The organism is Amycolatopsis sp. NPDC041971 (genome assembly GCF_055588925.1).
Window position 1 is genome coordinate 58,975 of sequence record NZ_JBVJCE010000015.1, and the last position, 14,375, is coordinate 73,349.

General features: G+C 69.1%; 14 protein-coding genes and 2 pseudogenes. 5 read left to right on the top strand and 11 right to left on the bottom strand.

The window, feature by feature from the left end; translation table 11 throughout:
- Nucleotides 1-13 precede the first annotated feature (13 nt).
- Nucleotides 14-601 carry an HhH-GPD-type base excision DNA repair protein gene (locus tag ACZ6DT_RS27050; protein ID WP_465600191.1) on the top strand — a complete coding sequence of 196 codons (588 nt, stop codon included), beginning with the start codon at nt 14-16 and terminating at the stop codon, nt 599-601.
- Here ACZ6DT_RS27050 and ACZ6DT_RS27055 read toward each other — a convergent pair whose 3' ends face one another.
- The 3 genes from ACZ6DT_RS27055 to ACZ6DT_RS27065 form a co-directional block, all read right to left on the bottom strand.
- A complete protein-coding gene (locus ACZ6DT_RS27055; RefSeq protein ID WP_465600193.1) occupies nt 602-1,168 on the bottom strand; it encodes a GNAT family N-acetyltransferase in 567 nt (188 codons plus the stop codon).
- Nucleotides 1,169-1,320: 152 nt separating this feature from the next.
- Nucleotides 1,321-1,965, bottom strand: coding sequence for a spermine/spermidine synthase domain-containing protein (locus ACZ6DT_RS27060; RefSeq protein ID WP_465600196.1), 645 nt, complete (start codon nt 1,963-1,965; stop codon nt 1,321-1,323).
- Nucleotides 1,966-1,987: 22 nt separating this feature from the next.
- A complete protein-coding gene (locus tag ACZ6DT_RS27065) occupies nt 1,988-2,674 on the bottom strand; it encodes a TrmH family RNA methyltransferase (protein WP_465600199.1) in 687 nt (228 codons plus the stop codon).
- Here ACZ6DT_RS27065 and ACZ6DT_RS27070 point away from each other — a divergent pair.
- The gene (locus tag ACZ6DT_RS27070) at nt 2,609-2,797 is read left to right on the top strand and encodes a DUF1918 domain-containing protein (protein WP_465600202.1); all 189 of its coding nucleotides are present in this window, start codon (nt 2,609-2,611) and stop codon (nt 2,795-2,797) included. The genes ACZ6DT_RS27065 and ACZ6DT_RS27070 overlap by 66 nt on opposite strands.
- 3 nt (nt 2,798-2,800) lie before the next feature.
- On the opposite strand, the pseudogene ACZ6DT_RS27075 reads toward ACZ6DT_RS27070, so the two are convergent.
- Nucleotides 2,801-3,125, bottom strand: a pseudogene (locus ACZ6DT_RS27075) (MFS transporter); the annotation flags it as partial.
- Nucleotides 3,126-3,129: 4 nt separating this feature from the next.
- On the opposite strand from ACZ6DT_RS27075, the pseudogene ACZ6DT_RS27080 reads away from it, so the two are divergent.
- Together ACZ6DT_RS27080 and ACZ6DT_RS27085 are read left to right on the top strand one after the other, a co-directional pair.
- A pseudogene (locus ACZ6DT_RS27080) lies at nt 3,130-3,390 on the top strand (ArsR/SmtB family transcription factor); the annotation flags it as partial.
- 130 nt (nt 3,391-3,520) lie between these two features.
- The gene (locus ACZ6DT_RS27085; protein ID WP_465600205.1) at nt 3,521-4,693 is read left to right on the top strand and encodes an MFS transporter; all 1,173 of its coding nucleotides are present in this window, start codon (nt 3,521-3,523) and stop codon (nt 4,691-4,693) included.
- A gap of 6 nt (nt 4,694-4,699) precedes the next feature.
- Here ACZ6DT_RS27085 and ACZ6DT_RS27090 read toward each other — a convergent pair whose 3' ends face one another.
- Nucleotides 4,700-4,999, bottom strand: a complete 300-nt coding sequence (locus ACZ6DT_RS27090; protein ID WP_465600207.1) for a DUF3017 domain-containing protein — start codon at nt 4,997-4,999, stop codon at nt 4,700-4,702.
- 154 nt (nt 5,000-5,153) lie between these two features.
- Here ACZ6DT_RS27090 and ACZ6DT_RS27095 point away from each other — a divergent pair, with 154 nt between their 5' ends.
- Nucleotides 5,154-7,811, top strand: a complete 2,658-nt coding sequence (locus ACZ6DT_RS27095) for a TNT domain-containing protein (protein WP_465600210.1) — start codon at nt 5,154-5,156, stop codon at nt 7,809-7,811.
- Nucleotides 7,812-7,881: 70 nt separating this feature from the next.
- On the opposite strand, the gene ACZ6DT_RS27100 is transcribed toward ACZ6DT_RS27095, so the two are convergent.
- The 6 genes from ACZ6DT_RS27100 to ACZ6DT_RS27125 form a co-directional block, all read right to left on the bottom strand.
- Complete coding sequence (locus ACZ6DT_RS27100) at nt 7,882-8,469, bottom strand: pentapeptide repeat-containing protein (RefSeq protein WP_465600213.1); 588 nt, start codon at nt 8,467-8,469, stop codon at nt 7,882-7,884.
- 22 nt (nt 8,470-8,491) lie between these two features.
- Nucleotides 8,492-9,517, bottom strand: coding sequence for a reverse transcriptase family protein (locus ACZ6DT_RS27105; RefSeq protein WP_465600217.1), 1,026 nt, complete (start codon nt 9,515-9,517; stop codon nt 8,492-8,494).
- 181 nt (nt 9,518-9,698) lie between these two features.
- A complete protein-coding gene (locus ACZ6DT_RS27110) occupies nt 9,699-10,181 on the bottom strand; it encodes a VOC family protein (protein WP_465600220.1) in 483 nt (160 codons plus the stop codon).
- Between the two features lie 67 nt (nt 10,182-10,248).
- The gene (locus ACZ6DT_RS27115) at nt 10,249-10,758 is read right to left on the bottom strand and encodes a hemerythrin domain-containing protein (RefSeq protein ID WP_465600223.1); all 510 of its coding nucleotides are present in this window, start codon (nt 10,756-10,758) and stop codon (nt 10,249-10,251) included.
- 106 nt (nt 10,759-10,864) lie between these two features.
- Nucleotides 10,865-14,218 carry an error-prone DNA polymerase gene (locus tag ACZ6DT_RS27120; protein ID WP_465600225.1) on the bottom strand — a complete coding sequence of 1,118 codons (3,354 nt, stop codon included), beginning with the start codon at nt 14,216-14,218 and terminating at the stop codon, nt 10,865-10,867.
- Between the two features lie 3 nt (nt 14,219-14,221).
- A complete protein-coding gene (locus ACZ6DT_RS27125) occupies nt 14,222-14,374 on the bottom strand; it encodes a hypothetical protein (protein ID WP_465600228.1) in 153 nt (50 codons plus the stop codon).
- Nucleotide 14,375 lies beyond the last annotated feature (1 nt).

Sequence of the window (14,375 nt, forward strand, 5' to 3'; positions counted from 1 at the left end):
AGATCCTGGGCGCATGACGCGCGCATTGCACCTGGTCGGGGACGAGGAAGCGGACCGGCTGCTGACCGAAGACCCGTTCGCGCTGCTCGTCGGGATGCTCCTCGACCAGCAGTTCCCGATGGAACACGCGTTCCGGGGTCCGCAGAAGATCGCGGACCGGATGGGCGGTTTCGACCTCGAGAAGATTTACGCGATGGACACCGAGGCCTTCGTCGAGCTCTGCGTGGTCCCGCCCGCGATCCACCGCTACGGCGGCTCGATGGCCCGGCGGGTGAAGGATCTCGCCCAGCACGTCGTCGAGGTCTACGACGGTGACGCGGCGGGGATCTGGACCGCCGGCCGTCCCAAGCCGGACGGCCCCGAAGTCCTCAGGCGGCTCAAGGCGTTGCCCGGCTTCGGCGACCAAAAGGCCGCGATCTTCCTCGCGTTGCTCGGCAAGCAGCTCGGCGTTCAGCCCAAGGGCTGGCGCGCGGCCACCGGTTCGTACGGCGACCGCGGCTCACGGCGTTCGATCGCCGACGTCGTGGACGCGAAAACCCTCGGCGAGGTGCGGGCGTTCAAAAAGGCGGCGAAGGCCGCTGCCAAGGCTCCCGCGAAGTAGCTACTTCTTCGCGGCTCCCGGCCACGGTCCCGGCGTCTCGGCGGGCAGTTCGGCCTGCTCGACCTCGGTGCGGATCAGCCGGAAGCCGCGTGCCTGGTAGTTCTTGGGCGCAGCGGGGCCGTCCGTGGTGCAGGTGTGGACCGTGACGCGGCGCGTCGTCGCCTTGCCCGGCCAGCGCTCCGCGAGCGCCCACGCCTCCCGCAGCGCGACGGTCAGCAAGTGCCCGCCGACGCCCTTGCCGACGAAGGACGACATCAGGCCGAAGTAGGCGAGCTCGACTTCGCCATCCGTAGCTCCGTCGAGTTCGAAGTAGCCGCACGGTGTCCCCTGCGCGTACGCCACCCAGGTCTCGACGCCCGGCCTGTCCAGCCACTCGGTCCACTGCGTCCACGTCCAACCGAGCCTGTCGATCCAGAACCAGTCGCCGCCGACGGCGGTGTAGAGGTAGCGGTTCAACTCCGGGCTGACCAGCTCGGCGCGGGTGACCGTCACCGGGACGGAGGGCGGTTTCGCCGCGCTCAGGTCGTCCGGCGAGGTCTGTTCGAGGTGCCAGGTGGTGATCTCCATGCGGCGATCATTTCAGCCAGACGCGCAGCGGCGGCCGAGGTCGCGCCGCGCCACGCGGGTACAGCGGCGGCGTCCGGTGTGCCGACTTCCAGACCCGGCCGGTGAAAGTGCCGGCCCGGCACACCAGCGGGCATTGTCCCGTGCCGCGTCCGCTACACCCGCGCGAACCACAGCACGTCCGGTTCTCCTTGCGGTACCGGGACCTTCAGCTCCCGCACCTCCCCGAACCGCCCCCGCAGCCGCTTCGCGAACGACGGCACCGACTCGGCGCTCCACACCCCGAGCACGCCGCCGGGCCGCAGCCGCGCGGCGAGCAGGTCTAGCCCGTCGTTCAGGTACAGCTTCGCGTTGCCGTCGGTGACCGTCCACTCAGGACCGTTGTCGATGTCGAGGCACAGCGCGTCGAACCGTTCTTCCGTACGGCGCAACCACTTCACCAGATCGGCCTCGACGACGGTGACCCGTTCGTCGGACAACGCGTCGCCATGCACGTCCTTGAGTGGCCCCTCGCGGTTCCACTTGAGCACGGCAGGCTCGCGCTCGACGACCACGATCTCGCCGACACCGGGGTGGTCGAGCGCGGCGCGCAGCGAATAGCCGACACCGAGACCACCGATCAGCGTCCGCGCCTTGCCCGGCACCAGATCGGCCGCCACCGAGACGAGCAACCGTTCGGATTCACCGTTCCGGGTGTCCATCAGGAAGACGCCGTTGGCGATGACCTCGAAGTCTTCCCCGGCCCGTCGAAGCACCAATTCGCCGCTTCGCCCGGCCACCTTGTCGAGTACGTCGGTCATCCGGCCAGCCTATCGGCGACGGTCACAGCAGGCCCGCCAATTTGTACAGGACGAGACTGCCCGCGACGGCGACGTTGAGACTCGCGCCAGTACCCACCATCGGAATTTCGACGACGGTGTCGAGAAATTCGAGCGCTTCCGGTGGGATGCCCTGTCGCTCATGGCCGAGCACGGCGATCGCGCGGCCCCGTGCGGCCGGGAGATCGGCGAGGCGCACCGATTCGTCGGCGAGTTCGGCACCGACGATCGCGGTGCCCGCCGCCCGCTCCCGCGCCAGCCAGCCCGGCGGGTCGTGAACCCAATGCACACAAGCCGGGCGCCGCAACGTGTTCCCGCGGCGCAAGGCTTCCGGCACCCAGGGAAACCTCGGTACGGCAAGACAGGCACCCACCGCGTCGCAGGTCCGCAGGAGGGTGCCGAGATTCGCGCCGTGCTGCGGCCACAGTGGTGCCGCGACGAGATGTCCCCAGCAGGAGTGGGATTTCCTTCTTCTGGCCGCACGCAATTCCGAAGGCGTGCGGACCCGGATCGACGGGCTCACCGGACGTGAGGCGTCGCGCCTCCAAGGATTTCGAGGATCATGACGACACTGTAGCGGGATCGCTCCGACGCTTCTAACCTTGAAGCTTCGGAGGTGGTTCTCATGCAGGCGACCGTCGGAGACGAGATCCACGTGCACGGACGCACGGTCGGCTCGGCCGGACAGCACGGCGAAATCCTCGAGGTACGCGGTGAACACGGTGCCCCGCCGTATCTCGTCCGGTTCGCGGACGGGCACGAAGGGCTGGTCTTCCCCGGCCCCGACTGCGAAGTCCAGACTCGCGCCGAATAGGCGTCATTCGGTCAGCGCGGGCTGCTTCACGCGGCTCCGCCACCCCGGCCGCGACCACGGCCGCGCCGAGCGCGGTCGGATCGCCGCGATCTCGGGCAGCAGACGGGGGCCGCCGCTGAGCACGGCTCCCCCGACCACGCCGAAGAGACCGACGCCGAGTTAGCTCGCGGACGCGTTGAGTGAGAGGACGAGCCCGGCGTTCTGGCGGGAAAGCTCGATCAGCCGGTGCTGGATCGGCGGGTTGACCGGCCAGGTCGCCAGCCCCCAGCGGAAGAGGACGACGGCCGCGGCCGCGGGCGGTGGTCGCCACCAGCGGCAACAGCGCGAGTCCGGCCGATTCCGGCACCGAGATCTCGTGCAGCGGTTTCGACGTCGCCGTGACCAAGTGCACACTCACCCATCACCTGCGCACCCTGCGCGAAGCAGGCGTCATCATGGGCCGCCAGCAGGGGACCACCCGCTACAACTCCTTACGCCGCAACGATCTCGACGAGCTCTTCCCCGGGCTGCCCCAGGGAGTGCTCGCCGCGCGCCGCCGAGCGTGGGCAGCCTCACCCGAAACCGGGATGACAAAGGCCCCCTCAGTCGGTTGAACTGGACGCAGGACAGCGAGGCCGCACGCGCTGTCTTCTTTTATGTTTGAGACCTAAATCGATTCAGCTCCCCATCCGCGACGCTGGGGTGAGTAATCGTTTACCCAAGTACGACCCCGGAAGGAGAGCCGTGCCCGTCGCGCTGCTCGCGCTCGCCATCGGTGCCTTCGGCATCGGGACCACCGAATTCGTCATGATGGGCGTGCTGCCCGAAGCCGCCGCCGATTTCGGCGTGTCGATCCCGTCCGCCGGCTACCTCATCTCCGGCTACGCCCTCGGCGTCGTCGTCGGCGCCCCGCTGCTCACCGCCGCAGCGGTCCGGCTGCCGCGCAAGACGATGCTGCTGGCGATGATGGGGCTGTTCACGCTCGGCAACATTCTCTTCGCGCTCTCGCCGAACCAAAGTTTCGGCGTCGCCTTCCGCTTCCTCGCCGGCCTGCCGCACGGCGCGTTCTTCGGCGCCGGCGCGGTCGTCGCGTCCAGCCTGGCCAAGCCGGGCGAACGCGCGAAGGCCGTATCGATGATGTTCATGGGCCTGACGCTGGCCAACGTCGTCGGCGTGCCGCTGGGGACGCTGCTCGGCCAGAAGGTCGGCTGGCGCGCGACCTTCGGTGTCGTGGCCGTGATCGGCCTGGTCGCCATGGCCGCGATCGCGAAACTGGTCCCCCACCAGGGCAAACCGGTCGAGCCGTCGCTGCGTGGCGAACTCGGCGCCTTCCGCCGCCCGCAGGTGTGGCTCGCGCTCGCGATCGTCACCTTCGGCCTCGGCGGCGTGTTCGCCTGCCTGTCCTACATCGCGCCGATGCTGACCGACGTCACCGGTTACTCGCCGTCGCACGTCACCCTGTTGCTCTCGCTGGCCGGGGTCGGCATGACGATCGGCAACTACCTCGGCGGCAGGCTCGCCGACAAGGCGCTGATGCCGAGCCTCTACGTCTCGCTGATCGGGCTCGCTTCGGCGCTGGCGATCTTCACCTTCACCGCGAACGGCAAGGTCGGAGCGGCGGTGACGATCTTCTTCGTCGGCCTCGCCGGGTTCATGATCGGCCCGATGATGCAGGCCAGGATCATGGAGAAGGCGGGCGGGACGCCGTCGCTGGTCTCCGCCGCCGTGCAGTCGGCGTTCAACATCGCGAACTCCATCGGCGCCTACCTTGGCGGCCTGGTGATCGCCGGCGGACTCGGCCTGGTCGCGCCCAACTGGGTCGGTGCGTCGCTGGCCGTCCTGGGGCTCTCGCTGGCCGTGGTGTCCGGCGGCCTGGACCGCCGCGAAGCCCGGCTCAGCCCCGCCATGGCGTCCTGAGCCGAGTCAGGACAGAGGACCGCCGGTGATCGTGAACGCGATGAACAGGATCAAGACGGACAGCGCGCCGTAGGTCAGGACGTCGACCGGCTTGCCCCGGATCGCCAGCAGCCCGGCCTTCGCCTCGGGCAAGGCCGCCCGGAGCAGACCGGCGAGCAGCAGCGCGCCGCCGATCAGCGCGGCTCCCTGTCGCCAGTGGTACTGGCCGATCCGCAGGGCGGCGACGGCCATCACCAGCATCACCACCAGGAACGGCAGGTGATGGAGCAGTGCCCCACGGTCACGCCGCTGTCCGGCCACCGCCATCAGTCCTCGTCCTTCACGGTCTCGCGGGCAGATCGATTCACGCCGTCAGTATCCCGGGTGAGTGAGCCGGCACCAGGTCAGGGCGACTTCTGGAGGAGTCAATAGCGGCAAAACCCACATGCGGGGTGCACACGGGCGCGGATACGGTCAAAATGTGACCGTGGCACAACCGACGACTCAGCTGAACGCGACCGAGCAGGACACCCTGGTCAAACAGATCGGCCTCGCCCTGCTGCGGGCCGCGCCGCGTGATTGGCGGAAGGTGACCGCCGAGTACCGAGCCGTCGGCAGGTACCACGAAATGACCGGCGAGATCATCACCGAGGACGGCACCGCGCACGAGTGGGTCGCGACCCATGACATCGCGACGCTGTTCGGCAGGCTCCGTGCCGGCATGTATCGCGACGGCCGCGGCACCTGGTTCAACGCCCGTTACCAGCTGGATCACCCGTCCAGCTACAACCTCGAGTACAACCGCGACGAGCCCCAGTGGCGCCTCGCGCCGCCTCCGCAGGCACTCTCCGACGAACTTCGCATGTTCCCCCGCTCCGAGGAGAACGTGCCCGAATGGCTGATCCGGCGCATGTCCGGCCTCGGCCCCGAGCAGCCCGGACCGCATTTCCGCATCGCCCGCATCTTCGACACCATCGGCCCGGCCGGGCGTCCGGTGATCAACCGGCCCGACCTGGAGATCGAGGAGCAGGACAGGCTGCTCGACTACCTCGACCGCGCGCCGCTGGTGGTCACCGAACGCGGTTACGACATCGACAGGCTCGCGCAGACCCCCGAGGCCACCGTCCCGGTCGCCTTCCACAGCGACGGACAGTGGATCTGGCCCGCCGCCGTGAACTTCTACCTGCGCGAGTACGGCGTCTCACCGGAACTCGATCTGATCGACCACGTCCGGCAGAACGAGTTCACGCTGCCCGAGGTCGACGCCCCGACGCTGCAGGCCGCGGCGGGATACCTCACCCGGGGGAATCAGCCCCCGCAGCAGCGCCCCAACGGCCCGGGTGGCCCCAATGGCATGCCCGCGGGCCCGCCTCCGCAGGGTCCGCCGCAGAACGGCCCGGTGCCGCCTCAGCAGGCCGGCCAGGGCGCTCCCGGACAGCCCGGTCCCGCCGGGCCCGGTCCGAACCAGGCCGCTCAGCCGCCCGTCCCGGCGCCGCACCAGCAGGGTCCGGAGCAGGCCGCGGCGGCCGCGGCCGCGGCGGCACCGATCGCGGCGGCCGCGGCCATCCCCGCCGCCGAGTCCACCGTTCCCGATCAGGCCGAGCAGGCCCAGCGGTACGAAGAGACTTACCACACCCAGGACTACCAGGCGCAGGACTTCCACGAGGCCGCCGCCGAGCAGCAGTACGAAGGCCGCTACGAAGACCCGTACGCGCACGACGAGGCGCAGTTCCACGAGTCCGAGCAGGACGCCTACGCCGACGAGGCCCGGCAGGACGAGGCGTCGCATCAGCACGCCGAACCCGCGCCGGAACCGCGGAGGGCCGACCCGGAAGCCACCACGTACGCGCGGCCCGCGCAGGTCGACGCCTACGAGCAGCCTCACGTGGCGGAGCAGGACGCGTACGCCCGGCAGGAAGAGGACCAGCCGTACGCGCCCCCCGAGGAAGAGGCGACCACCGGTTACACCCCGGTCGAGCAGGCCGACGCCGGTCCTGAGCTGCCCCTCCTCACCCACGACGCGGAGCCGGACGTGCCGCCGCCGTCGGACAACGAGGTCACGCAGGTCGACACCCCGCCGCCGGTGCCCGTGTCCCGCCCCGAACCCGAGCCGCGGCGTGAGGAAGCCCCGCGCCGCGTGGTCCCGGAACGGCCGCGGCGCGCCGAGCACCCCGTGCCGGTGCTGAACGAGCTGCAGGCGAAGTTGGACGACCTCGACGTGCCCGAAGACGTCTACCGCATCGGCTCCTCCACTGAGCACGGCTGGAGCGTCGAGCAGGTCGACGGCGGTGGCTGGCGGGTCGGCTGGTACGACGGGAAGCTGGCCAACCCGGCGGTGTTCGGCGACGCCGAAGACGCGGCCGCGTTCATGCTCGGCAAGGTCCTGCTGAACCCGAACGGCGCTCCGCCTCCCGAGGAACAGCCCGCTGTCGAAGAGCGGGCCGTGGAGGAGCAGGCTCCGGCGCCGCCCGTGCTGGCGACGCTCTCCCCCGAGGTCGCGACCGGTTCGCATCCGGTGCCGCCGCGGGAGTCGATCCCGGCACAGGAGCAGACGGCGTTCACGACGGCCGAGGAACTGCTCGGCGACGATGTGGACGACGAGCCCGCCCCCGCACCGGTCCCGCCCGCGCCCCCGGTGCGGCCGAACCCGGTGCTGGCGAGCCCGCCGCCCCCGCCGCCGCGACGTGAACCGCCGGTGACGCCGCCTCCGCCGCCGATGCGGCGCGAGGAACCGCCCCGCCCGCCGGCCGCGGTGAACGCCGCCGGGGCGCCCGACGCCAAGCAGAACTGGCCGATCTCGCCGCTCAACGGCGAGCCGCCGCTGACGCTGTTCCGCGGCAAGGAGCTGCGTGAGCTGCCCGCGGGCAGCGAGCTGGACCGCTTCGGCGGCCCGACCGGCAACCTGACCTACGCGGCCGGGACGCCGTTCGAGGAGCGCTCGCTCGTGCCGGAGTGGGTGAACCGGCCGTACCACGTGTACCGCGTGCAGCGTCCGCTCGAGGCTCTCGCCGGGGTCGCGATCCCGTGGTTCAACCAGCCCGGTGGTGGATCCGCGTATCTGCTGCCGGCGTCCATCGAGGAGCTGCTCGCCGAGGGCGACCTCATCGAGCTGGACCCGGGCGAACCGCCGATCGACTAGCCCGCGAGCGCCATGAACGGTCCGTTCCTTGCAAATTTCGCAAGGAACGGACCGTTCCTCGCACGCGGGGTCAGTGGATGACGAGGCCGTGCGCGGCGGCGTAGGCCACCGCGGTCTCGGTGTCGACGTGGACGCCCGCGAGGTTCGCCTGCACCAGGCCATTGGCGTCGAGCCGCGCGCCGCGCAGGTCCGCGCCCTCGAGCTTCGCGCCCGCCAGCCGGGCACCGGTGAGATCCGCGCCGCGCAGGTCGGCACCGGTCAAGTCCGCTTCGAGCAGGTTCGCCTCACGCAGCCGCAGCCCACCGAGGTCCACTTTGGACAAACGCGCCTTGCTGAGCGAGACCAGCGACAGATCGCATTCGGTGAAGACGATCTTCTGGAACCGGCAGTCCACAAAGGACGATCCCAGCATCGAGCAGGAGCTCCACCGCGTGCTCGCCAGTACGCTGCGGTCGAAGGTACACGAGCGGAACGCGGACGCCTCGTGGCGAGAACCTTCGAAGTCGGCCTTGGTGAAGTCGCACTGGTCGAAGGTGCAGCCCTGGGTGCGCAGCCCGCGCAGGTCGGCTTCGGTGAAATCACAGCCGACGAAACTGCGTTTTTCCCACCATTGCTGGGAAAGGACGGCTTCTCGGTAGTCCTCGGCAGTTTCGATCACCCGTCCAGGATCGCATACCCGCTTAAGCCCAGGTGATCCCGCCGAACAAGTCGCGCAGCTTCGCGGCCCGATGCCCCGACGACGCGGCGATCCAGCCGATCCGGCCGAGCAGATGGGCGCGGAAGTCCGGATGCGCGATCCGGTTCTGCTCCTCCGGGCCGGTTCGGACGCAGTTGTGCAGCAGCGCGCGCAGGGCGTCGTAGTCGGCTCGTGCCGCGGCGGGCGCGCTGTTGACCACCAGGCCCGCGACCCGTTGCCGCTGGTGCGCTCCGGCGATCGACGTCTTGTCGTCTCGCAGCCGGAACCCCTCGTCGGTCACGATCCGCCGCACACCGGGCAGCAACCGGTGCAGCGGCAGGGAATCCCCCGAGAACGCCAGATCGTCGGCGTACCGCGTGTAGGCGGCGCCCAGTGAACACGCGAGGCCGTCGAGCCGCCGGTCGAGAGGGTGGGTGACCGCGTTCGCGACCGAGGGCGAGGACGGCGCGCCCTGCGGCAGATGCGTGGCCGCCAGGTTTCTCAGCAGCCGCACGCGCGCAGGATCCCGCCGCCCCCCGGGCACGGTGGCGAGGACATCGGGCGGAACGGCCGTGGTGAGCACGCCCGCCAGCGCCTCCGCCACGGCGGGTGGATAGCCCGCGAGAGCGAGCAGCGCCGAGATCCGGCGCGCGGACACCGTCGGGAAGAACCCTTCGAGGTCCATCCTGACCACGGTTTCCCGGCCGGTGTGCGGCGCGGCGCAGGACATCGGCGAACGTCCACGCCGGAATCCGTGCGCGGCCTCGTGCACCGGCAGCGCCTCGACGACGTGCCGCACGATCCTGCGTTGCAGTTCGGCGATCCGCGGCTTCGGCCGCTCGATGAGCCGCACGCCGCCCGAAGCGGTCGGGATCCAGCGGTAGGTGTAGTGCCGGATCGGCTCGGCCGCCCGCCTGTTCCAGCCCTTCGCGTCGGCGAACCACGAGAGTTCACCGGGCGTCAGGTCGAGCGCGGCGGCGCAGTCGTCGAAGGTCGCCCAGCGGGCCACCCGCCACCGCCAGACCGGCATGGGTTCGAGAAGCGACGCTGAGGTGACTTTTTCTCCTGTCATCCGCGCGGACCCGTACGCGAAGCATGCCGCTCTCGCGCGGGGCGCCTTGTCTCGCTGTCCTCGTACTCCCCGGGGTTGCCCCGGAGTGGGTGGTGCTCCACCGGCTCACCTCCGCGTCGCGGTCACCACCTTACCGAATTCAGCGGCTCGGGATGATCTCCGCGCTCGCCACGTAGTTCATGGCTTCGATGAACTTCGGATCGTTCATCCGGCGCTCCATCTCCGGATAGTCGAGGTCGACCACCCGGGTCTGGATCCACCACAGGTTGCCGAACGGGTCGCGGACCCGGCCGACGCGGTCGCCGAAGAAGAGTTCGGTCTGCCTCGTCACCTCTTCGGCGCCCGCCTCGATCGCCCGGCGCTGCGTCTCCACGCTGTCCTCGACGTAGAGCCGCAGGTACGCGGGGGTGTCGACCCAGTCTTCGCGCGCGTCGAACAGCATGACGACCGAATCGCCGATCCGGACCTCGGCGTGCCCGATCTTCCCGCCCTCGACGTACACCGGTTCGCCCAGCGGCTCGGCGTCGAAAACGCGCTCGAGGAAGTCGATCACGCCCGCGGAGTCGCGCGAGATGATCCACGGGGTGACCGAGTTGTAGCCGTCGGGGATCGGGTTGCTCATCGAGTTCTCCTCAGTCGTCGTGGTGCGATGAGAAGAACGATAAAGCCCATATAGGACAGATCGTGTCCTAATGGGATTTGAGCAGGAAAGGCGGCTTCTTCTCCTGCCACTCCGGCATGTCCAGCGAGTTGAGCGCCTCGACGATCCGCTTCTCCTCGTACCGGAAATGCGTCTCCATGATCGCCGTGAGCCCGTCCAGTTCCCGCTGGACATACAGGATCTCGTCCTGACTCGACTCCGGGCCGACACCGGCGACCAGCTCTTCGAGCCGCTCGAGGATCCCGCTCACGACGTCGTGGTCGTGCGCGAGCTCTTCGAGCGCGGGGCGCAGTTGCGGGAATTTCTCCGCCAGCACGAGGAAAGCGCCGCCGTCCTCCCCGGTGTGATGCCTGGTCAGCGCCGAGCAGAAGGTGAGGCAATGCGCCCGGAGATCGCGTAGCCGTTCGGCACGCCCCGCCGCGACCGACCCGAGGTCGTCGTGCAGCCTGGCCAGCTCTTTACGCAGCCAGTCGTGAACCTGAATGAGTTGATTTCCGAACGCCGTCAACCGGCCGTTCGTCCGAGAGGGGGTTTCCATGATTTCCCATGGTCCGGCGCCTCCATGCCCGCGACGGTCTCTTTGCCGGGTGCACTGCGACGCTGGAACAACTTCAGCACGACTTTCCGATGATCGTCAAGAGGGTTCAGTGGAAGTCACGGGACTTGGCGGTGATCCGCAGCGGCAGATGCCGGATCTGTTCGGCGAGGACGTTCACCACCTCGCCGGTGCGCTCGACCACACCGCGGATCAGCAGCGCGGGACTGCCGCGGGCGACGCGGTGATAGCGCTGCCACACCCCCATCGTGCAGATGACGTTGATCATCCCCGTCTCGTCTTCGAGGTTCAGGAAGGTGACGCCGCCCGCGGTCGCCGGCCGCTGGCGATGGGTCACCGCGCCCCCGGTCAGCACCCGGGTGCCGTGCGGGACCTCGCGCAGGCCCGCCGCCGTGACGACGCCGAGTCCGTCGAGGTGCTCCCGGATGAACTGGGTCGGGAAGCTGTCCGGTGACAGCCCGGTGGCCCAGACGTCCGCGGCCGCGACGTCGATTTCGTCCATTCCCGGCAGCATCGGGGCCTTGACCCCGGTGGTGAGCCCTGGCAGTTTCTCCAGGCTTTCGCCGGCGACCGCGCCCGCCGCCCAGAGCGCGCTTCGCCTGGTCTCCCCGAAACAACCGAACGCGCCCGCCGCGGCCAGCGCCTCGACCTGCGGTTTGGTCAGCCGTACGCGCCGGGCGACCTCGGCCAGATCCGCGAACGGGCCTTCGCGTTCCCGTTCCTCGACGATCTTCTTCGCCAGCTTCTCGCCGATCATCCGCACGGTGGACAGGCCACCCCGCACGGCGAGCAGCTCTCCCCCTCCCGGCAGGGGTTCCAGCGTCGCGTGCGGGAGGCTCGCGTTGACGTCCGGGCCGAGCACCCGCACCCCGTGCCGCCGCGCGTCGGCGACCAGCGATTGCGGCGAATAGAACCCCATCGGCTGCGCGCGCAGCAACCCCGCCAGGAACGCGTCCGGGTGGTAGTGCTTGAAGTACGCGCTCGCGAACACCAGCAGGGCGAAACTCAGCGCGTGACTCTCCGGGAAACCGAAGTTCGCGAACGCCTTGAGCTTGCCGAAGATCTTCTCGGCGAGCTCTCCCCCGATGTCGTTCTTCGCGGCGCCTTCGAGAAAACGTCGTTTGAGCCGTTCCATCTTCTGTTCGGAACGTTTGGCCCCCATGGCGTGCCGCAACTGATCCGCCTCGGCCGGGGTGAAATCGGCGACGTCGAGGGCGATCTGCATCATCTGTTCCTGGAACAACGGTACGCCGAGGGTCTTCTTCAGCGCTTTCTCCAGCGTCGGATGGTCGAAATCCCATTTCTCCTGGCCACTTTTCCGCCGGATGTAGGGATGCACCGAACCACCCTGGATCGGGCCGGGCCGGATGAGCGCGACCTCGACAGCCAGGTCGTAGAACTTCTTGGGACGCAAGCGAGGCAAGGTGGCCAGCTGCGCGCGGCTCTCCACCTGGAAGACGCCGATCGCGTCGGCCCGGCAGAGCATTTCGTAGACGTTCTGATCCTTGAGATCCAATTCGGAGATGTCGACCTCTTCCCCTTTGTGGTCACGAACCAGGTCGATCATATAATGCAGGGCCGACAACATTCCGAGGCCGAGTAGATCGAATTTGACCAGCCCCGCGGCGGCGCAGTCGTCCTTCTCCCACTGCACGACACTGCGATTCTCCATCCGGGCCCATTCGATCGGGACGACCTCGCTCACCGGCTGCTCGCAGATCACCATCCCGCCGGAATGGATACCCAGATGCCGCGGGAAGTCCTCAAGCGCGCAGGCGAGTTCCACGACCTCCTCGGGGATGTCGTGATCGTGGTCCTTCTCCGTGGCGCGCAACGCTCCCCAGCGGTCGATCTGCTTGCTCCACGCGTCCTGCTGGCCGGGCGAGTACCCCAGCGCCCGCGCCGCGTCCCGGACCGCGGACCGGGCCCGGTAGGTGATCACGTTCGCCACCTGCGCGGTGTTCAGCCGCCCGTACTTCTCGTAGACGTACTGGATCGCCTCCTCACGGCGGTCGGATTCGATGTCGAGGTCGATGTCCGGGTAGCCGTCGCGATCCGGCGCGAGGAACCGTTCGAAGAGCAGGCCGTAGCGCACGGCGTCGACCTTGGTGATGCCGAGCGCGTAGCAGACCGCCGAGTTCGCGGCCGATCCGCGGCCCTGACAGAGGATGTCCTTCTCCCGGCAGAACCGCACGATGTCCCAGACGATCAGGAAATAGCCGGGAAAGCCCAGTTCTTCGATGATCTCCAGTTCGTGGTCGATCAGCTTCCCGGCTTTTTCGCGGTACTCCTCGTCCTTGTTCTTCTCGTGCTCCTTCGCGCCTTTCTTGGTGAGGTACCGCAAGTAGGACGCTTCGGTGTACCCCTCCGGCACGTCGAACGGCGGCAGTTTCGGCTCGATGTGGTGGAGTTCGAACGCGCACTCCCGGCCGAGCAACGCCGCCCGCTGCACCGCGCCCGGGTACCGCGCGAAGATCTCGGCCATCTCCTCCCCCGATCGCAGGAACGCCGTCCCCGCGGCGGGCAGCCAGCCCTCCATGTCCTCCAGGCCTCGCCGGGCGCGGATGGCGCTGAGCGCGTCGGCGAGCGGGGCTCGCTCCGGCCGGGCGTAGTGCGCGGCCGTGGTCGCCACCGTCGGGAGCCCGAACTCCTCGGCCATTTCGCTCAACAGGTCGTTGTGCGTGCTGTCCAAGGGAAGGCTGTGGTCGATGAGCTCGACATAGACGTTTTCGCGGCCGAAGCAGTCGATGAGTTCCTTCAGTCTCTCGACGGCCGCGGCGGGGCCTTCGGTGACGAGCGCCTTGCGCACCGCGCCCTTACGGCAACCGGTGAGCACGACGCACTTCCCGCGGACCTCTTCGGCGACCGCGCGCAGGTCGTAGACCGGCCTGCCCTTCTCCGCCCTTTCCTTCGGGGACAACGACTGCCTGTCGAAGCCGTACAGCTGACCGGCGGTGATCGCCCGGTTGAGGCTCAGATAGCCGTCCTGTTGCTTGGCCAGCAAGAGCAGGTGCTCACCCTCGGGATCGGCGAACCCGTTCTGCGGCCCGGACAGGCCGAAACTGAGCTCCGTGCCGAAAACGGTGTGCACGCCCAGTTCCCGCGCCGCTTCGGCGAACCGCACCACGCCGTACATGCCGTCGTGATCGGTGAGCGCGATCGCGTCCAGGCCCAGCCGCGCGGCCTCCTCCACCAGTTCCTCGGGATGGCTCGCCCCGTCGAGGAAGCTGAAGTTCGAATGGCAGTGCAGTTCGGCGTACGGCACCCGGCGCGCGGTGGCCCCGTCGTCGTCACCGATCAGCCCGGACAGGTCCGCGGGCGGCTGATAACCCTCACGTTTGGCACTCCACGCGGGGCTGTCCCCGCCGTCACCGGGCGGGACCTCGCCGGCGAGCTCGCGGGCGAGGTCCTTCCACGGCCGCGGAGGGTTGTTCCAGCCCATCGGTCACCGATTCTCGGTCGAGCTTCTCGGGGCGGGGACGAACACTTCCGCGCGCGGAACGCACGCCGCCCAGGCGGTGTCCAGCTCGGCACGCTGTACCGGGATGGCCGGTTCCTCCAGCCAACGTCGCACCAGCCACGTGTACTCCTCGTCCATG